The sequence below is a fragment of the Pseudoalteromonas sp. SG45-5 genome, assembly GCF_014164085.1.
In the GTDB taxonomy this organism is placed as follows: domain Bacteria; phylum Pseudomonadota; class Gammaproteobacteria; order Enterobacterales; family Alteromonadaceae; genus Pseudoalteromonas; species Pseudoalteromonas aliena.
In genome coordinates, this window is sequence record NZ_JACJEM010000017.1 from 1 (window position 1) to 19,421 (window position 19,421).

The window sequence follows — 19,421 nt, forward strand, 5'->3', positions numbered from 1 at the left end:
TAGCGCCTATTTGATTGCGAACGGCAGCCACAAGCGCTTGTTCTACTTCTTTGGTTGAACCTACAAAATCATCTTTAAGCACAATCATACCCATAGGCAGTTGGCCTTTTAGGGGATCGTTTATACCAAAAACAGCACATTCTGCAACGGCTGGGTGTGCGGCGACTATTTCTTCCATTTCGCCAGTTGAGAGTCTATGCCCTGCTACATTTATGACGTCATCGGTGCGGCCCATGATAAATAAGTAGCCGTCGTCATCAATATAACCGCCATCACCAGATAAATAATAACCCTCGTATTCACTTAGGTAGCTTGCTTTAAAGCGGGGTGTATCTTGCCAAATTGTTGGAAGACAACCTGGTGGAAGTGGTAGTTTAATTACTACAGCGCCTTGTTCGTTGGCAGCACATTCGTTGCCATCCATATCTAATATACGAACATCAAATCCAGGCGTAGAAACGGTTGAGCTGCCCGATTTAGTTGTTAGGTATTCAATACCAACTGGGTTACAAGCTATAGCCCAACCGGTTTCTGTTTGCCACCAATGATCGAGTACCGGCAGTTTGGTTTTTTCTTTAAGCCATTCGTAGGTAGGCGGATCGAGTCGCTCGCCAGCTAAAAACAAACGCTTTAAGCTAGAAGTATTATATTGTTTAAAACCATCAGCATTGGGATCTTCTTTTTTGATTGCTCTAAATGCGGTGGGCGCGCTAAATAATGCACTGACTTTATACTCTTCAACCACGCGCCAAAAAGCGCTGGCATCAGGTGTACGTACAGGCTTTCCTTCATATAATACAGTCGCGCAGCGGTACATTAATGGGGCGTATACAATATAAGAATGCCCAACGACCCAGCCAATATCAGATGCAGCCCAAAATACGTCGCCAGGCTCCATATCGTATACGGTTTTCATGCTGTAGTTCATTGCAACGGCATGGCCGCCATTTTCTCGTACAACGCCTTTTGGTGTGCCCGTCGTACCTGATGTGTATAAAATGTAAAGTGGATCACTGCCATTTACCGGTACGGGATCGACGGCGACAGCCATTTGCATTGCGGTGTTCCAATCAATATCGCGATCATTTATGAGTGTTGCTATTGCTTGTTTACGCTGATAAATAATGCAGTGTTCTACTTTGTGTGTGGCGAGTTCTATTGCGTTATCTATTAGTGGCTTGTATTCAATAATGCTGCACACTTCAACACCACAAGAAGCGCTCAGTATAAGCTTGGGTTTTGCATCATCAATGCGTACAGCCAACTCGTGCGCAGCAAACCCACCAAATACGACAGAGTGAATGGCCCCTAAGCGCGCGCACGCCAACATGCCAATAACGGCTTGTGGGATCATAGGCATATAAATAACGACTCGATCGCCTTTTGTAACGCCTAGTGATTGCATTACGCCTGCAAATTTAGCCACTTCTTGTTGTAATTGTGAGTAGCTAAAAGTTTGCTTGGTATGGGTTACAGGGGAGTCGTAAATCAGTGCGGTTTGATCGCCAAATCCTGCGACAACATGTTGATCAAGAGCTAAAAAGCAGGTATTTAGTTGGCCGTCACTAAACCAATGATAAAGTCCATCTTCATCTTGTGTGTACGCTTTTTTTGGTATTTTATACCAAGGTGTTTTTTTACTTTGTTCAAGCCAAAATAGCGCCGGATTTTGTTTAAATGCATTATATTGCTGTTGATATTCGCCTGACATAGTAGGCTCCTAAACTAAATGTGTGAGAGACCTTATAAAAGGTAGGCTTTTTTTAGCAAGCAAGCTATTCGACCTTGGTAGGCTAAAAGTTAATCAATACACTGGTTTTAAAAATACCAAATTGACAATACAAAGCGTGTGGTTCAGCATGGCGGGCAGTAAAAGAAGAGAAAACACGATATGACTAATACAGTAAGAGTAGGTGTGGCGGTTATCATAAAGCGCCAAAACACAATTTTATTAGGTGAGCGTATTGGCGCGCATGGTGCAAATACATGGGCGACCCCAGACGGGCATTTAGAGTTTGGCGAAAGCGTTGAGCAATGCGCAATACGTGAAGTGCTTGAAGAAACAGGCTTGAATGTAAGTAAAATTACCAAGCTTGATTTCACTAACGATATTTTTAGCACTGAGAATAAACATTATATTACGCTCTATGTAAAAGCTGACTATGAAGGCGGTGAGGCTTTGCTCAAAGAGCCTAGTAAATGTTTGCAATGGCGTTGGTGCGATATTAATAATTTACCAACGCCACTGTTTACATCACTCGAAAATTACTTAACTTGCACTCTGAGCAACAAATTTACGCGTCAATAGCGGGCCTATTACAAGTAAATTTAACGCAGTTAGCGTTAAAAATAGCGCTTCGAGACAGATTTATTATCCAAAGCTCAAGTTACTTAGGGCGCATCACTTACTGCTTAGTTGCTTAGCTAAATTTCACTCTTGTAACGCCATTTTGATTTTCTTATTACGTATTTTTTTTAAGTGCTGTCGTTGAGATTTTTTTATATGCTTGGTGATCCATTTTGTCATTTTTGGCATGAGTTCTGGTACAAAATTATGGCCCATACCACGAACAATTTTTAGTTTTGATTTTTTAATGAGCTTAGCCATTTTTCTTGCTTCTGCTGCGGGGAAAACGATATCGGCGCTACCGTGAATAATTAGCGTAGGCGCTTTTATTTTTCTTATTAAATGATCTCGGTTTTTACTTGCAGTGATAGCTATAAGTTGGCGTTTATAGCCACTTTGATTATAAGAACGATCAACTGTTTTAATTGCATGCTCTCGTAGTAGTTTTTCACTTTGAGGGTAGGCTGGACTACCAATAAGTTGATTCAGTTTTATATTGTAGTTAATAGCGGTATCACGACAGGGGACTTTGGTTTTAAATTTAGAAAGCTTTAAAAATACATTTAAACTTTTCGCTGTAGGTCTTGGACTTGAGCTACACGACATAATTAAGGTTAAACTAAGTACTCTTTTTTTATTTTTTACCGCCATAAGTTGAGCGATCATCCCGCCCATTGATGCCCCGACTAAGTGTGCTTTTTTGATTTTTAGTTCAGCCATTAATGCCAGTACATCTTCAGCCATATCATCAAGTAAATAAGGTACGTTTGAGCGTATTGGTAAATGTTTGCTTAACCATGTTTTAAACAGGCTAGGGGCTGGGTGCTGATCTAAATGAGTCGATAAACCGGTATCGCGATTATCAAACCTAATAACTCTAAACCCATTGTTGACTAAACCATAGTACAGAGCGTCTGGCCAAGTAATCATTTGTGCCCCTAACCCCATGATTAAAATAATTGGAGGTGCCGATTTATCACCTTTATCTTGGTAGTTTAGTACGACCCCTGTTTTAACTTTAATCGTGCGCATAATAAAAAGAGCATTGTTAAATGTTAACTTTAGTATAAGTAAGGTTTGTTACGGTTAAACCTGAATTCGGGAAATATAGAGAAATAATTACTGTTCATTTAATCATTCATACCATTTTTGTATTTTTAGTAAGCCTAAAGTATTTAATTTTGTTGTGTGTTTGATATAAAAGTAGATAAAAATATTCATATCAATACAATAATGTTTTTATGTGTAGTCGATGTTATTGGGGTATCAGTTGTTGAAATTAAAAGGGATTAAATCTACTTTTATTAGTTCTATGGCCGTGATGGGATTGTTTTCTGTACTAATTTATTTTCAAGCTCAATGGCAAGATAAGCTAACAATAGTAAATTATCTTGTGTACCCGCTACTAATTATTACGGCTATTTTTGCTACTCAATTTAACCGCAGCAGGGTTGCATTATTATGTTTGTTCTGGGGATTATTTTTACTAACAGAAAATTACCCATTAGCTTGGTCAAAGTGGGTATCAACTAATCCCCAATGGCTGCTTTTATGCGGCACTAGTTTATTACTATTATTGGCGCTAATGAAAGATAGAGCTATTTTTTCAGTACATAGCATAACGCGTATTCTACTTGTTATTGGATGCGCACTTATAACGTTTGGATGGTTAAAGCTTAGTGAAAATGTAGAAAGTTTTTTTCCTAAAACAGCACTATGGAATCAAATTATCCCCTATATTCCTGTCGCATTCCCATTAACCATAATCGGGGCTTTACTGTTTTGGCGAAGCCTAAGTGTAAATAATTTAACGTTAACAGCGTTACTAGTGACATTTGCTATTTGGTGTTTAAATCAATTGGATTTAATAACATTACCTTGGTCGCTAGTCATTGTGGCACTGTCTTCGCTTTATTTACTTGCGGTGAGTACTGATTCTTATTACTTAGCTTATAGAGATGATTTAACTAGCTTGCCTACACGTCGTGCCTTAAATCAACTTGCTTTATCGTTAGGTCGAAATTACACCGTTGCAATGCTAGATATTGATCACTTTAAAAAATTCAATGACACGTATGGACATGACATTGGCGATCAAGTGTTGAAACTTGTTGCAGCTAAGATGACGGGCGTAAAGGGAGGCGGAAAAGTTTATCGTTATGGCGGCGAAGAGTTTACCGTGGTATTTCCAAGAAAAACGGCTGAACACTCAATCCCTGAATTAGAGGTACTGCGCGAAAGCATAGCAACATATGGCATGGTGATTCGAAACCCAAAAAGAACAGATAAAAACTCTAGGAAAGCAAAAAAATCGAATGATTATAAAACCGTACATGTAACGGTTTCGATTGGTGTAGCGCAAAGAGAGCCAAAACAAAGTTTTGATCAAGCGTTAAAAAATGCCGATTTAGCTTTATACCGCGCCAAGAAAAAAGGGCGTAATAACGTGAGTAAATAAGCCTTATTTTTGTTTATTGAGGGCTTTCGCTACTATTTTTAAAATAGCTTTTGGGGCTGCAATTAAACCAGCGTTTAAATGCGCGGTTAAATGAACTCTGATCTTTAAAACCTAATGTGAGAGCTAGATCTGTTAACGATAATTTACCTATCCACAGTGTTACACGTCTTTTTCGTTCTTGCTCAAGTAAGATTAAAAACGAGGTGTGCTCTTGCTTTAACTTTCGCTGCAATGTTCTGGGCGTAATATTAAGTGCATTTGCAGTACGTATTAATGTGCACTCTTGCAAATCGATTTTGGCCATAAGTAAATGGATAATTTTTTCGCTTAAATGTTGCTGGCTTTTAAAGCTCGAAAGTTGCTGTTCTGATACCTGTTTAAGTGCAAAATTGATCGATGCGTTATCGGTTTTAAATGGCAGTGCTAAATAACTACTCGGAAAGGTGATCTGGTTGTATTTAGTACCTGTTTGTATTGTACAGCCAAACCATTTTATTAATGTTGCTTTTTGTTCTTGCGGCCAGTTGAAGGTAAAGCTTACGGAGCTTGGCGATAGCTCTGAGTTTATTAATTGACGTATAACACTTACCCATGCTGTCATATTTCGTAAAACGACATGAGTGTTGCAGTTAGAATGAGGTAACCAGCGGATCACGGCCGTGCCATCTTGTTGTTTAAATTGTGCTTTGCCTATATCAGCCACTAAACTGTCGTAGTTTAAAAGAGCTTGAATTGCGCTTGCTAAGTTATCACTCGATTCTATTAAATAGCCTAAAATACCAAAATCAGCAGTTCGAATATGCTGTCCGAGTTTAAAGCCAAATAAAGGTTCATTAAGGGTTTGTTGTGCGTAATCAAGTAGCGTGTTGTAACTGACTAAAGTTATGCGTGAAGCGAGTTGATGAGCACTTTTATTGCTGTATTCGTTAAAGTTTATGGCATCTAAAACGGTCTGGTTATCCAGCCCTTGATTCTGTAAATAATCAAGAACACTTGAAAAATAATGATCGGCAAGAGTGTTCATTTGTCGCCTAAAGCTAAAAAATAGTCGCGTATTAGCAAGTTTGCCATGTAATATTTTTATATGCTAGAGCAATTCCTAAATAGTCACTGTGGTAAAAATGATATTTATAAATATAAGACAAAAAATTGCAGCCACACCAGAGATGGTAAAAAGTACCTTACTTGATCACGCGCAGTTACATCGTTTTTTTAATGCTAAATTTTTACTTATTAAGTCGCAAAATAGTGGGGAAGTGGCTGGGGGTAAAGGCGCTATAAGGCAAATACAGATGTCTGGCCTTGAGTTTAAAGAGCAAATTATAAGTGCAGATGATAACCACATAAGCTATCAAATAATAGGTAATAAGCCAGTGGCAAAGCATCAAGGTGATATCTATTTTTCTGCAGCTGAGGATGAAGTAACCCCCGTTACAGCCATTACTTATTGCATACAATGCGCTGCACCTTGGTGGTTACCTAGTTTTATACTTAAGTTTTTTATTGAAAAAGACATAGTCAGTGCACTTAAAAAGTTAAATAGCCACTTTAAGGAGCAAACTATATGAGCATTGAAATCATTTTATTGGCTTTAAGCCCCATCTTTTTGGCGTTTGTTTGTTATGAATTTATTAAATTTAGACGCTACTATAATATTAAAGACAGTTTAGCTAATGCGGTACTAGCATTAATGCATCAAGGCGCTGATGCTATTGCACTACTTATACTAATGCCTTTTTTTTACTGGCTTTACGAGTATCGTTTATTTGATATAGAGCTTTCTGTAGTCAATGTATTATTTGCTTTTTTACTGCAAGATTTTTTGTATTACTGGTTCCACAAAGCATCTCATCACATTCATTGGCTTTGGGCCGCGCACGTTGTACATCATAGCTCCACTAAAATGAATTTTTCTACCGCATTTAGGCAAAGTTTAATGTACCCAATTGCAGGAATGTGGGTATTTTGGTTACCCATGATATTACTTGGCTATGATCCCATTACCGTGTTTACCGTGGTAGCGCTTAATTTGGCATATCAGTTTTTTGTGCACACCCAAGTTGTAGGTAAGCTTGGCTGGTTTGAAAAAGTATTTAACACGCCTTCACATCATCGAGTTCATCATTCTATTAACGCAGGCTATTTAGATAAAAACTTTGCAGGGGTGCTAATCATCTGGGATAAGTTGTTTGGCACTTATGCGGTTGAAGAGCCAAGTAAACCTTGTAAATACGGTATTGTAGGGCAGTTAAATAGTGATAATCCATTTAAAATAACGTTTCACCAATGGGCATATTTAATTAAAAGTACCTACAGAGCAAAAGGTGTGAAAGCAAAGTTAAACATATTGTTTGGCTATCCAACAAGTGCCATAAAACATAAGTGAATTATTGTGTTTTTTTGCTTCGGGGCGCACCAAGTGTAATGCAAATATGGCAAATACATACCGACAAAAAAGCACTTATACCTAGCGCACCGCCGTATCCATCTAGCCGTGGAATTAGGTATTCAAACAATATTGAAAAAATAATGGCAGAGCTGGTTATTGTATATATTCCAAAGCGATGGGGGGCGCTCATACCTATAAATGTCCCGCCAAAAAATATAATACTATAAAGTGCGGGATTGAAGTTAAATGCGCTAAAAATTAGGTAGGCAATAATAGACAGTGAAGCGGAAGCTCTTATTGCATCAAAGCGATTATGTTTAGCTAAAAAAAATGTTAAAAATGCGCCTAGTAATGTTATTAATGGGTATTCAAGGCTCATAGCGCAATTCCTCTAGCTAACACAAATATTGCAACACTTGCAAAAGCAACACTGCCGAGCTTACCGCCAAAACCAGTAAATAAGTTCATAGTAAGTACGTACAAGCTCGCGCCTATAATCGAAATAATAGTAATTTCCCAATAGCTGGTAATTAAATTAGTCGAGCACATTCCTGCAAAGCTACCCGCATAAATAGCGGCATACGGATGATTTTTAACGCTTTTAGGAAAGGGTATAAACGAGCCAATAAGCCCTGTTAACGCCGCCGATATAACTAATGGCACATTAAACGTTGTATGCATCACAAAGCAAGATACAAAGCCCATAAAAAAAGTGATGAATTTTAAAGATAAGAATTTAATCATAGTGTGCGTATTTTAAAGTAAGTCTTTTAGGTTTAACAGCACTGCCTGCAAATAGCATAGTATAAGCAAGATAATAAGGGGTTTATTAAAGTATTAAATATGCTCAATTGTTTCGCTGTTAATGTTCTATAAATTACAATTTATGTATAATGCGCGAAATTTAGTATATTAAAAGAGTTAACCAAGGGTAATTTATGTCTAACTGCTTACATCTAGCTATCCCAGCTGGCGATTTAAAAATGACTACAGCGTTTTATTGTGACGTACTTGGTTGTAAAACCGGTAATAGTGAAGAGGGTCGATGGGTTGATATTGACTTTTGGGGTAATGAATTAACACTACATCAAAGTGCTGAACGCCTACCAACGGTTCGTCACGACGTAGATATGGGCGCCGTAGCGGTTCCTCATTTTGGTATTCATTTATCTGAAAGCGACTTTAACGATTTAAAAGCACGAATTGAACACGCTGGAGTTGAATATTTAGATAAACCTTACCGTCGTTTTATTGGTGATGAGTTTGAGCAAGAAACATTTTTTATCGAAGATCCAAATGGTAACGTACTTGAAATGAAAACCATGGTAAATCCAGAGGTTTTATTTAAAAAAGTGTAGTTTGCACTTGTGCTATTTAAAGCCATTTTTATAGTGGCTTTTTTATGGGCTAGCTATGTAGCTGAGTGACTACCTCACTAGGGGTTTTATTAAAATGGCGTTTAAATTCGCGGCTAAATTGCGATGCACTGGTGTAGCCTACTTTTAACGCGGCTTCATTGGCTTTGCTGCCGCTGGTTGTAATGAGTTCCTTTGCTTTAGCTAAACGTACTTTTTTTAAATACTGCAATGGTGACTCAAAAGTGACTTGTTTAAAGGCGCGATGAAACGACGACACACTCATGTTTACATCTTCTGCTAAACCCTCAACAGTTATCTGGTTGGCATAACTGCTGTGCATGGTCGAAAGTGTTCGAGCGATACGAGCATAATGCCCATCATGCATCGCAAGGCCTATTAAAGTATGTCCTTGCGGGCCGCAAAGTACCCGATATACCAATTCTTTTACGATATCTTCGCCAAAAACTTCGGCCTCAAGCGGATTATTTAAAACCGTTAATAGCCTATGAGTTACGAGTTCCATTGTGGTATCTAAGGTGGCTGATTGCACGGCTCCAATTTGTATCGATGGTGAAGATGTAGCAAGCGGTTTGTGTTGCATCATTTGATTGACGAGTTTGTGTAGCATTGCTGGGTTTATATCTATAGCAATGCCCATAACGGGCAGGTCGTTATCGGTAAACGCTTCACACTCTAATGGCACCGGTACACCAAGCACTAAATAATCGCCTTCGCCGTATCGTATTTGATGATCAGGAAAGTGAATCACTTTATGACCTTGCCCAACAATAATAATACCTGAATTATATATAAGCGGCTGACGCGGTGAACTTTTAGTTGCTCGATGAAAATATACCCCAGGAATAATAGTTTCCATAGTGCCTTCAAAGCCGAGTAAAAGGTTATGCTCGGCGTATTGCTGCAACATGTTGGCTATCGTGGGCATTTAAAGCATCTTTATTTGTGTGTATTTTGCGTAAAATAACAATGTTGATAGTTTTAGGCAAGCTTTAGCGAGTTATTGGGCTTTTTTTATGTGTATTTTGCCATTAATATGCACTCATCGATACTTTATTAGGTAACTAAGTAAAGTACTCAGCAATAAACCGTCACCAGGAGCAAATAATGAAATTTAGCTACGTAAACCCAACACTAATCCAGTTTGGCCAACAACAAATTGCCGCATTAACAGACTTGATCGCAAAAGATCAAAAAGTACTTGTAGTATACGGAGGCGGTTCGATTAAAAAGAACGGCGTGTACGACCAAGTTGCTGCAGCACTCAAAGATTTTGATTGGGTAGAGTTTTCGGGCGTTGGTGCTAACCCAACAATTGAAGTACTAGACCAAGCGGTTAAAATCTGTAAAGAGCAAGACATCGATTTTGTACTTGGTGTCGGCGGTGGTTCAGTAATTGACGGCGTTAAATACATTGCAGCCTCTGCAGTTTACGATGGCGAAGGTTGGGATATTCCAACAGGTAAACACACTATTACCAGCGCATTACCAATTGGTGCAGTATTAACATTGCCTGCAACAGGTTCAGAGTCTAACCAAAACTCAGTTGTGAGCAAAGAAGCAACGAAGCAAAAACTACCGTTTGCTTCACCAGAGGTGCTTCCTAAATTTGCTATTATGGACCCTGATGTAATGAAAACATTACCACAGCGTCAATTGGTTAATGGTTTGGTTGATGCGTGGGTTCATACCTGTGAGCAATACTTAACGTTCCCACAAAATGCATTAGTTCAGGAAGGTTACGCAGAGGCACTTTTAAGATCACTTAAAACACTGGGCGATAACTTTGAAAACCAAGACGATCCATGGCGTGCCAACCTTATGTGGGCAGCAAATCAAGCACTTAATGGCTTAATTGGTTCTGGCGTATCGCAAGATTGGGCAACGCACATGATTGGCCACGAGCTTACCGCAGCATATGGCGTTGACCATGCGCGTTCTCTTGCTATTGTTCAACCTTCTTTGCTACGCAATCAATTTGCAGTTAAAAAAGCAAAGCTTGAGCAAATGGGTAAAAACGTATTTGGTCTTGAGCAATCTGACGACTTAGCAGAGCAAACAATTGCAGCAATTGAAGCGTTTTACCACAGCCTTGATGTAGCTACTGTGCTTACTGAACATGGCGATGATAAAGCCGCTGCTATTGACAATATTATTGGCAAACTTGAAGCCCACGGCATGATTGCCCTTGGTGAAAACCAAGCTATTACGCTTAAAGAAAGCCGCGAGATTTTAGAGCAAGCAGTTGCTTAACATTTAAAGCTAGGTGCTTTATTTAAGTACTGTTAGCGCATAAGTAAAAGGCCGTTAATCTTTTGGGGTGACGGCCTTTATATTGGTTATTCTTTTTTGTTAATTAACCTCAACTCTGATTAATTAAATAACTCACAATAATAAATCACCAATCTAATGCAACTAGCTTAAAGTATTTAAGCTAAGTTTTATTAAACTTTTCATTAGGGCCAGTTGACCTTTCAGGATTAAAATTTGTTCAATCTAGGGGCGATTTAATCGCGGCGTGAGGTTTGTAACCTAGTGGGCTAAGTAAAACCCGAGCAACAAAGAGTAAATTGCCCCTAGGCAGAACCCAAGCGCAGGGCATGTTTGGCATTTATGCTGCGTTATCGCCTATTTATGGGGAGTAACCACACTACATAGGCTCTGCCTTGCCTAAATACCAAACAGTCTGCTGCAAATTTAACCTCGAAAGATAAACAGGCTCTAGCTAAAAATCCATTGATATAAAAAACCAGCGCTGATAGCCATTGCTACAATTACAAACAAGAATGCGGCAATCATCTGATTTTTAAATATTGATTTAAGTAAAATTACTTCAGTTAAGCTAGCGCCTGCACTACCAATAATTAATGCCATAACAGAACCGAGTGCCATGCCTTTTTTAACTAATGCGGCGCTAAGTGGGATCACGGCTTCAGCTCTAATGTAAAGTGGGATACCAATAATTGCAGCAATAGGAATGGCATACCACATTCCATCACCCGCATATTTAGCGATTAGCTCGGTAGGAATAAAGCCATAAATAAACGAGCCTATTGCTACACCTAACATTAGGTAGGGAAATACCTGTTTAAAATCTTTAAAGGTGGCGCGCCACACTTTAACCCAGCGGTTTGGCTGTGTTTTTTTAGGCTCTAATGCCTTAGTTTCGCTACAACCCGAAGTTGTAGTGCTTTGTGCTGATTGTATTTTTTTAGGTTCGCTACAGCTCGACTCTGCGCAGCTACTAACGGCCTCAATGCTGTAAGCTTCTGGCTTTACGTACCTTTCAAAGCCTAGTTTTTCAAGGGTATAACCTGCTACTACCGACACCACCATAGCCACTAAAAAGTAAAATAAAGCGACTTGCCAGCCAAAGGTAATCACAAATAACCCAATGATGACAGGGTTGAGTAGTGGGCTGCCAAATAAAAACACCATCATTGGGCCAAAGCCCGCTCTAGCTCTCAGTAATCCCTTTAAAAATGGAATAGTTGAGCACGAACAAAATGGCGTTATGGCACCTAATAAAGCGGCGACAACGTAACCCTTACCATTTTTTGAACTTAAAATTGATTGGATTTTTTCAGGCGTTATAAATAGCTGTAAAACACCTACTAAATAACTAATAACAATAAATAAAATAGTTAATTCTGTGGCTAAAAAGACAAACATGCCTAACGCCTCTTTTGCCATTGCTAGCATTTCATTACTCATTACACACTCCAAAGTACAGATTGATAACTTAATCCATTAAATTATATTTCGAATTTAATGGAATTATATTCTTCATAATAAAAACGTCAATACTTTATTTCTAGAAATGTGGAAATTGTTATTAGTAAATGAAAGGTGTAGCTAATAAAGCTTTATTTAAAGCCGTAACTTGATATTATTTCCAATAACTTAGAAATTACGAGGTTGTAATGGAAATTACAGACGTTGCAAAAGCATTGAAAGAATTAGGTCATCCAACACGCTTAACGATATACAAACGTGTAGTTAAAGCTGGTCACTCTGGTATTAGCGTAGGAGGTATTCAAGAAGAACTAAATATGGCAGGCTCAACACTCTCGCATCATATATCGGGTTTAGTATCTGCAGGGCTAATTAGCCAGCGACGCGAAGGTCGAACACTATATTGCGTAGCGACGTATCAGCGCTTAGATGATGTACTCGCATTTTTGCAAAGCGAATGCTGTATTGATGAACAGAAAAGTTAGCTTTTTAGCTTTTTTATTATATTGCAATTATTAATGCTGTGCTCACTACAGCCATCAAGTAAGTTTGATAGTGAACGTTCGAGTTTTTTTAGCTCTTTTTGTGCGGCACGTACTTTTATTAACTGCTTTTCAATAATACCGTCAACTTCAATACATGACTCATCGCCTTGGTTTTGTGCAGCAATTATCACTTTAATATCATCAATCGGTATTTGTAAGTCTCGACAACGGCGAATAAACACAAGTCGTTCAACATCATCTTGAAGGTAAACTCTGTAACCATTATTTGCGCGCTGCGCTGGTGGTGTAAGGCCAATTTGCTCGTAATAACGAATTGTTTTTTCGTTTAAATTTACTAATTGCGAAAGTTGTTTAATTTGCATATTGACCTTCCAGTGACTAGAAGGTTTATTATGCTGTTTGTTCCCTTTATGTTCAAGTAACTTGAGGAACTCCTTTTTTGAATTTTGTAGGTAGGTAATGCGCTCAAACCGTTTTTTAATAGTGATATTATTAGTGCTTGTACACAGCTTTATTAGCTGTGATGGCGCTGCGTATCATTTGCAAGAAGACGTTGATCACGTAACCAGTTCGTTATCGCAAGGCGACTCCACAGCCGATGATAACCAAAGCGATAAAACATCAACTACCGAAATTCATGCCCACCAACATTGCCATTGTGGCTACAACAGCACCTCTAGCCATTCAATAAGCCCAGAGCAAAGTAAAGCAACTTCGCCTGCGTGCTATAACGGGTTAAATTACCCGCCAGATGTACCGCCACCCAATTCAGTTAGTTAGTTAGTTTTTAATTTTAAATACTTTGTATATACCAGCCTGCGCTTATGCGCTGTTTAGGCTCTGTTATATGCATATTTAGGTTACTTGATACACGTTTGGTTTTGATTTTTTAATACCAATACCGTGTTCAAATTAACTCTGTTTGTTAAAAAACGGACAAGCTATATGAATAAAAAACCAATTATACTGGCGGCGCTAATGTGCGCGTTACCTGCTTTTAGTACCTTGGCGAATGTTAAAACATTAACTCTTAAGCAAGCGCTGAGTAATACCGAACAACAAAACCCGGTATTAAAACGCTACCCTTATCATCAAAAAATATTGAGTGCGCTTAAATCTCAAGCTGCACTTTCGCCTAATCCTGTTTTGAATGTTGAAGCCGAAAACTTACTGGGCACTAACAAGGCGCGTGGCATTCAAGGCGCTGAAATAACACTTGGGCTTAGCCAACTAATAGAGCTGGGCGATAAGCGCCAAAGCCGCATTAATTACGCAACCGCCAATATTAAAGCCCAAGCAATACAGTATCAAAATACCCGTTTAGCCTTATTAGCAACCACTGCTGAGCGATACTACCAAGGGCTTAAATTTCAAACATTATTAAGTTTGAACAACGAGCGTAAACAGGTCGTAACCCAAGCGCTTAAAGCGATTGAGCAAAGAGCTAATGCAGGAGCAGCATCGCAAGCCGATGTAACGCGCATGCGTTATGCACTTAGCCAAGTAGAGCTTGATAAAGCTATGCTTAACAGTGAATTTGAGCGAGCCAGTTTATCGCTTAACGAGCTGTGGAGTGAGGAGCAACCCTACGATACTTTTGCTGGCAATATTAATGCAATTACTGCGCTTAAATCAGCGCAAGCACTTTTAGATGCGGTTAACCAAGCCCCTGAGTTTGCATTATTACAGCAGCAATATTTACAGCAAACAGCTAACTTAACGCTACAAAAAGCAAACGGACAAACCGATATTAATGTAGGGGGAGGCGTGCGCTATAACCAACAAAGCGACTCCAGCTCATTAGTGTTTTCGTTTTCTATGCCACTGCAATTAAGTAACTCTAATAGCGGAAATATTGCAGCTGCAAATAGTCAGCTCATGCTTTTAAATGAGCAGCAAGGGCAATTGCGCATCCAGCTACGCCAGCAAGTACGTACTTTGTACGCTTATTATCAAGGTCGAGCTAATCAGGCAAAGCTATTATCTGATCAAATTATTCCTCAGGCACAAACATTGATTGAGCAAAGCTTAAAAAGTTATCAACGCGGACAAATTTCGGTGTTGCAATTGCTTGATGCTCAACAAGCACTTTTTGATTCTAAACGCACACTTATTACAACTCACGCAGAGCTGTACCAAGTGCTACTTACTCTTGAGCGTTTAACAGGCCAATCTTTAATTGAGACTCATCAATCATGAATAAAAATATAATCGCATTACTAGTATCACTTTCGTTTGCCAGCAGCTTTGTAAGTACACATGCATTTGCCTCTGCTGAGCATGGCGAGTCAGGTCATAAAGAAACAGAGCAACACGAGAAAAAACAAGGTCCACACGGCGGCTTTTTATTAACTGATCCTAAATTAACCCTTGAGCTTAAATTGCAAGAATTTGCAGGTAATGTTGAGCTGCGCGTATACGGCTATAAACAAAATAAGCCAATTAATATAAACGACTTAAACATAACAATGAGTTTAAAGCGCTTAGTTGAAGCCCCGCAAAATATACAATTTGCAGCTGAGGGCGACTATCTTGTGAGCACGCAATCAATTAACGAACCACATTCGTTTGCACTTACCGTTACTGCTAATTATAAAGGTGAGAGCATTAGCTATGAATACGACCAACACGAAGGCCGTACCACACTAACAGAGCTAGCTATTGAGCGCGCAGGCATTAAAACTGAGATAGCGCAAAGTGGTGAAGTGGCTATTACCGATACGCTTTTTGGCGTTATTGCACCAACGCAGCACGGTACGGTAGAAGTGATGGCGCCGTATACAGGATTGATCAGTGATATTTTTGTAAGCATTGGTCAAAACGTTAAAAAAGGCGACGTACTTGCCAGCGTAACTAACCGCGAAACACTGCAAAATTACGCCATTAAAAGCCCAATTAGCGGCGTTGTAACCGAGCAATATTTAAAGCGTGGTGAGCTTGCAAGCACCAGCGCACTGATGCAGGTAGTTAACCTTGATAAAGTATGGGTTGAGTTGTCTGCTTTTCCTGAAAATATTGAAAAACTAGCCATTGGGCAAAGCGCTAAGGTGTACGATCTACATCATCATCTAAATACTCAAGGGGAAGTGTTTTTTATAGCACCAATGATGACTGGTGGGCACATAGCGCGCGCCCGTATAGAGCTTAATAACCCAGACGGGCATTGGCGCCCAGGCATGCATATAAATAGCGATGTAAGTGTGGCTAAAATAAATGCCAGCGTGCGTGTAAAGCCACAAGCAATTCAAGAATTTAACGGTCAATCCAGTGTGTTTGTTCGTAAAAACAATGTATTTGAAGTGCGCCCCGTTACCTTAGGTGCAAAAAATAGTGAGTGGGTCGAAGTACTGACTGGTTTAAACGCGGGTAGCGAATACGTAACAGACAATAGTTATGTCATTAAAGCCGATATTTTAAAAAGCGGCGCAAGCCACGCTCACTAGGAGGCACCATGATTAATTGGATAGTTTCTTTTGCGGTTAAACGCCGCATGCTGGTGCTTGCGCTTACATTTTTATTTGCTGGATTTGGTGTATACAACATTCAAAATTTAGCAGTAGACGCAGTACCCGATATAACTAACGTACAAGTGCAAATTAATACCAAAGCGCAGGGCTTTACGCCATTAGAGGTAGAGCAACGCATTACCTATTTGGTAGAAACCGCCATGGCGGGCATACCTAAGCTTGATTACACCCGCTCGCTTTCGCGTTATGGGCTTTCGCAAGTAACGGTTATTTTTAATGAAGGCACCGATATTTATTGGGCGCGTCAGCAAATTGGTGAGCGTATTCAAAGTATTCGCTCTGACTTACCTAATAACGTAGAGCCAAACTTGGGTCCTATTGCCAGTGGTTTAGGCGAAATATTTACTTATAGTGTGCATGCCGCGCCTAATGCGTTAAAAGAAGATGGCACTGCCTACAACGCCGAAGACTTACGTACTTTACAAGATTGGGTTATTCGTCCGCAGCTTTTAAAAGTAAAAGGCGTAACCGAAATAAACAGCCAAGGTGGTTTTGAGCGCCAATACCAAGTAGCGCCAGTGCCCGAAAAACTCATTGCCTATAAGCTTACTATTAGCGATGTAATTACCGCGCTTGAGGTTAATAATAGTAACCGAGGCGCAGGCTATATTGAGCGCTTTGACGGGCAATATTTAGTACGCTCGCCAGGGCAGTTAAAAACCATTGATGACATAGCTAATACCGTTATAGCTAAGCGCGACGATGCACCTGTACGCATTAAAGATGTGGCTAACGTGCTTTTAGGCAAAGAGCTTAGAACCGGCGCTGCGACTTATAACGGCGAAGAAACCGTGCTCGGCACCGCCATGATGCTAATTGGCGAAAACAGCCGCGTAGTGGCAAAAGCGATGGCTGATAAGTTAATTGATGTACAAAAAAGCTTACCCGCTGGCGTTATTGTAGAAGCGGTTTACGACCGTACAACTCTTGTTGATAAAACCATAGCAACCGTGCAAATCAACTTATTTGAAGGTGCCGTTTTAGTGATAGTGATTTTGCTATTACTGCTGGGTAATGTAACGGGCGCGCTTATTACGGCAATGGTTATTCCGTTGAGTATGTTGTTTGCTATTACCGGTATGGTGGGTAATCGCGTATCGGGTAACCTAATGAGCCTAGGCGCAATCGATTTTGGTTTAATTGTTGATGGTGCTGTAATTGTAGTTGAAAACTGCCTGCGCCAATTAGGTATGGCTCAGCATAAACATGGCAGGCTACTTACCTTAAACGAGCGTTTAAATGTAGTGACCGCAGCCACCAAAGAAGTATTTACACCGGCTGTATTTGGCATTGTTATTATTATGCTGGTTTACTTACCTTTATTTGCACTAAGCGGCGTTGAAGGCAAAATGTTTCAGCCAATGGCGTTTACTGTAGTTGCGGCGTTAATTGGCGCACTTATATTTGGTGTTACCTTTGTGCCAGCTGCTATTGCAGTGTTTGTTCGCGGTAAGGTTGATGAAACCGAAAATGCAGTCATGCGCGGCGTTAAAAAAGTGTATAAACCATTACTTGGTATATCGCTTAAATTACCGTGGCTGATGGTGGGTATAGCCACGGCATTAGTATTGGTGCTTGGTTTTAAAGTTAAAAACATGGGCGCAGAATTTTTACCGAAACTTGATGAGGGCGATATTGCTATGCACGCACTGCGCATTACCGGCACTGGTATTGAGCAATCTGTGCAAATGCAAAAAGAGCTTGAACAAGCCATATTAGATCAGCCTGAGGTTGCTAACGTATTTTCAAAAATTGGTACTGCCGATGTAGCAAGCGATCCTATGCCGCCCAATGTTGCCGATACTTTTTTAATACTCAAACCGCAAGATGAGTGGCCTAATCCAGCACTCACTAAAGCAGAATTAGTTCAGCAAATTCGTAGCCGTGTTAACGATGTACCAGGTAATAATTACGAATTTACACAACCAATAGAAATGCGCTTTAATGAGTTAATTGCTGGCGTGCGCGCCGATGTGGCACTGCGTATTTATGGTGACGACTTAAGCGTACTTAAAGAGTTTGGCGAAAAAGCCACAGGGCTAATGCGTAATATTGCAGGCGCTACCGATGTACGTTTGGAGCAAATGGAAGGATTGCCAACACTTTCGGTAACACCAATGCGCGACCATATGGCGTTATTGGGTTTAAGCGTAAACGATATTCAACAAACACTTGCCGCCGCCGTTGGTGGTGTGCAAACCGGGCTAATTTTTGAGGGCGATAAACGTTTTTCGTTATTAGTGCGCCTTGATAAACGTTGGTCTAGTGATGTATCTGCTCTTGCTCGTTTGCCAGTTGCTTTACCTAAAGATAGTAACCCAGAACTTGCATTTGTACCGCTTGGCGAAGTAGCGACAATCAGCATTGAAAAAGGGCCTAATCAAATAAACCGCGAAAGTGGTAAGCGCAACGTCGTGGTAACTGCCAATGTAGAGGGGCGCGATTTAGCAAGCTTTGTAAGTGATGCGCAAGCAAGCATGAATGAATCACTTAACTTACCAAGCGGCTATTGGCTTGAATACGGCGGCACGTTTGAGCAGCTACAATCGGCAAGTAAGCGATTGTCGTTGGTTGTGCCGGTCACTTTACTGCTTATATTTGGCTTACTGTATAGCGCCTTTGGATCGCTTCGTGATTCATTGATTATATTTAGTGGTGTGCCACTGGCATTAACGGGGGGTGTGCTTGCGTTATTGCTGCGCGATATGCCGCTTTCAATATCAGCGGGTGTGGGGTTTATTGCCCTAAGTGGTGTCGCGGTATTAAACGGTGTGGTTATGCTGTCGTTTATTAAGCAGTTACGAAGCGACGGCTTAAGTTTGTTTGAAGCAATTCACAGCGGCGCATTACAACGCCTGCGCCCAGTACTGATGACGGCGCTGGTGGCAAGTTTAGGCTTTATACCTATGGCGCTTAATACAGGAACGGGTTCTGAGGTGCAAAGGCCACTTGCAACGGTAGTGGTTGGCGGGATTATTTCATCAACGTTACTAACACTGTTAATTTTGCCCGCGCTTTATAAGTTAGTACATTCTAAATTTACTAAAAAAGCAGAAGCTGAATTAGCTTAAAGACTAGCTATT

The 19,421-nt window shown here is 40.1% G+C and carries 19 protein-coding genes; 11 read left to right on the forward strand and 8 right to left on the reverse strand.

The features are described 5' to 3' along the window. On the reverse strand, positions 1-1,711 hold a 1,711-nt coding region (locus H5119_RS07295), incomplete at its 3' end, for an AMP-binding protein (protein WP_182701752.1). A gap of 180 nt (positions 1,712-1,891) precedes the next feature. On the opposite strand from H5119_RS07295, the gene H5119_RS07300 reads away from it, so the two are divergent. Continuing rightward, a complete protein-coding gene (locus tag H5119_RS07300) occupies positions 1,892-2,308 on the forward strand; it encodes an NUDIX hydrolase (protein ID WP_182701753.1) in 417 nt (138 codons plus the stop codon). A 123-nt stretch (positions 2,309-2,431) separates the two neighbouring features. Here the strand turns inward: H5119_RS07300 and H5119_RS07305 are convergent, their stop codons facing one another. Next, positions 2,432-3,379 (reverse strand): alpha/beta fold hydrolase, encoded by a 948-nt coding sequence (locus H5119_RS07305; RefSeq protein ID WP_182701754.1) that lies wholly within the window; start codon positions 3,377-3,379, stop codon positions 2,432-2,434. Between the two features lie 238 nt (positions 3,380-3,617). Between H5119_RS07305 and H5119_RS07310 the strand changes: the two genes are divergently transcribed. Beyond that, positions 3,618-4,805: a GGDEF domain-containing protein gene (locus tag H5119_RS07310; RefSeq protein WP_259399013.1), complete on the forward strand. Its 1,188-nt coding sequence runs from the start codon at positions 3,618-3,620 to the stop codon at positions 4,803-4,805. Positions 4,806-4,818: 13 nt separating this feature from the next. On the opposite strand, the gene H5119_RS07315 is transcribed toward H5119_RS07310, so the two are convergent. Beyond that, the gene (locus H5119_RS07315; RefSeq protein WP_182701755.1) at positions 4,819-5,829 is read right to left on the reverse strand and encodes an AraC family transcriptional regulator; all 1,011 of its coding nucleotides are present in this window, start codon (positions 5,827-5,829) and stop codon (positions 4,819-4,821) included. Between the two features lie 97 nt (positions 5,830-5,926). Here H5119_RS07315 and H5119_RS07320 point away from each other — a divergent pair, with 97 nt between their 5' ends. Beyond that, positions 5,927-6,373: an SRPBCC family protein gene (locus H5119_RS07320; RefSeq protein WP_182701756.1), complete on the forward strand. Its 447-nt coding sequence runs from the start codon at positions 5,927-5,929 to the stop codon at positions 6,371-6,373. Continuing rightward, entirely contained in the window at positions 6,370-7,191 is an 822-nt protein-coding gene (locus H5119_RS07325; protein ID WP_182701757.1) for a sterol desaturase family protein, read from the forward strand. The genes H5119_RS07320 and H5119_RS07325 overlap by 4 nt, the downstream gene beginning before the upstream one ends. Before the next feature lies 1 nt (position 7,192). On the opposite strand, the gene H5119_RS07330 is transcribed toward H5119_RS07325, so the two are convergent. Together H5119_RS07330 and H5119_RS07335 are read right to left on the reverse strand one after the other, a co-directional pair. Then, the gene (locus H5119_RS07330; RefSeq protein ID WP_077535854.1) at positions 7,193-7,573 is read right to left on the reverse strand and encodes a hypothetical protein; all 381 of its coding nucleotides are present in this window, start codon (positions 7,571-7,573) and stop codon (positions 7,193-7,195) included. Beyond that, entirely contained in the window at positions 7,570-7,938 is a 369-nt protein-coding gene (locus H5119_RS07335) for a hypothetical protein (protein WP_226894496.1), read from the reverse strand. Before H5119_RS07335 ends, H5119_RS07330 begins: the two co-directional genes overlap by 4 nt. 194 nt (positions 7,939-8,132) lie before the next feature. On the opposite strand from H5119_RS07335, the gene H5119_RS07340 reads away from it, so the two are divergent. Continuing rightward, positions 8,133-8,552 (forward strand): VOC family protein, encoded by a 420-nt coding sequence (locus H5119_RS07340; RefSeq protein WP_182701758.1) that lies wholly within the window; start codon positions 8,133-8,135, stop codon positions 8,550-8,552. Between the two features lie 49 nt (positions 8,553-8,601). Here the strand turns inward: H5119_RS07340 and H5119_RS07345 are convergent, their stop codons facing one another. Next, positions 8,602-9,498: an AraC family transcriptional regulator gene (locus H5119_RS07345; protein ID WP_182701759.1), complete on the reverse strand. Its 897-nt coding sequence runs from the start codon at positions 9,496-9,498 to the stop codon at positions 8,602-8,604. A gap of 179 nt (positions 9,499-9,677) precedes the next feature. Here H5119_RS07345 and H5119_RS07350 point away from each other — a divergent pair, with 179 nt between their 5' ends. Continuing rightward, positions 9,678-10,823, forward strand: a complete 1,146-nt coding sequence (locus H5119_RS07350) for an iron-containing alcohol dehydrogenase (protein WP_182701760.1) — start codon at positions 9,678-9,680, stop codon at positions 10,821-10,823. Between the two features lie 468 nt (positions 10,824-11,291). Here the strand turns inward: H5119_RS07350 and H5119_RS07355 are convergent, their stop codons facing one another. Next, complete coding sequence (locus tag H5119_RS07355) at positions 11,292-12,284, reverse strand: permease (protein ID WP_182701761.1); 993 nt, start codon at positions 12,282-12,284, stop codon at positions 11,292-11,294. A gap of 209 nt (positions 12,285-12,493) precedes the next feature. Between H5119_RS07355 and H5119_RS07360 the strand changes: the two genes are divergently transcribed. Further along, positions 12,494-12,790 (forward strand): helix-turn-helix transcriptional regulator, encoded by a 297-nt coding sequence (locus H5119_RS07360; RefSeq protein ID WP_182701762.1) that lies wholly within the window; start codon positions 12,494-12,496, stop codon positions 12,788-12,790. On the opposite strand, the gene H5119_RS07365 is transcribed toward H5119_RS07360, so the two are convergent. Beyond that, positions 12,787-13,173 (reverse strand): MerR family transcriptional regulator, encoded by a 387-nt coding sequence (locus tag H5119_RS07365; RefSeq protein WP_182701763.1) that lies wholly within the window; start codon positions 13,171-13,173, stop codon positions 12,787-12,789. The genes H5119_RS07360 and H5119_RS07365 overlap by 4 nt on opposite strands. Before the next feature lie 97 nt (positions 13,174-13,270). Between H5119_RS07365 and H5119_RS07370 the strand changes: the two genes are divergently transcribed. The 4 genes from H5119_RS07370 (at position 13,271) to H5119_RS07385 (ending at position 19,409) form a co-directional block, all read left to right on the forward strand. Beyond that, positions 13,271-13,591: a hypothetical protein gene (locus H5119_RS07370; RefSeq protein WP_182701764.1), complete on the forward strand. Its 321-nt coding sequence runs from the start codon at positions 13,271-13,273 to the stop codon at positions 13,589-13,591. Between the two features lie 165 nt (positions 13,592-13,756). Continuing rightward, on the forward strand, positions 13,757-15,010 hold the full coding sequence (locus tag H5119_RS07375; protein ID WP_077535847.1) for a TolC family protein: 1,254 nt from the start codon (positions 13,757-13,759) through the stop codon (positions 15,008-15,010). Continuing rightward, positions 15,007-16,254: an efflux RND transporter periplasmic adaptor subunit gene (locus H5119_RS07380; protein ID WP_182701765.1), complete on the forward strand. Its 1,248-nt coding sequence runs from the start codon at positions 15,007-15,009 to the stop codon at positions 16,252-16,254. Before H5119_RS07375 ends, H5119_RS07380 begins: the two co-directional genes overlap by 4 nt. Before the next feature lie 8 nt (positions 16,255-16,262). Continuing rightward, positions 16,263-19,409, forward strand: a complete 3,147-nt coding sequence (locus H5119_RS07385) for an efflux RND transporter permease subunit (RefSeq protein WP_182701766.1) — start codon at positions 16,263-16,265, stop codon at positions 19,407-19,409. Positions 19,410-19,421 lie beyond the last annotated feature (12 nt).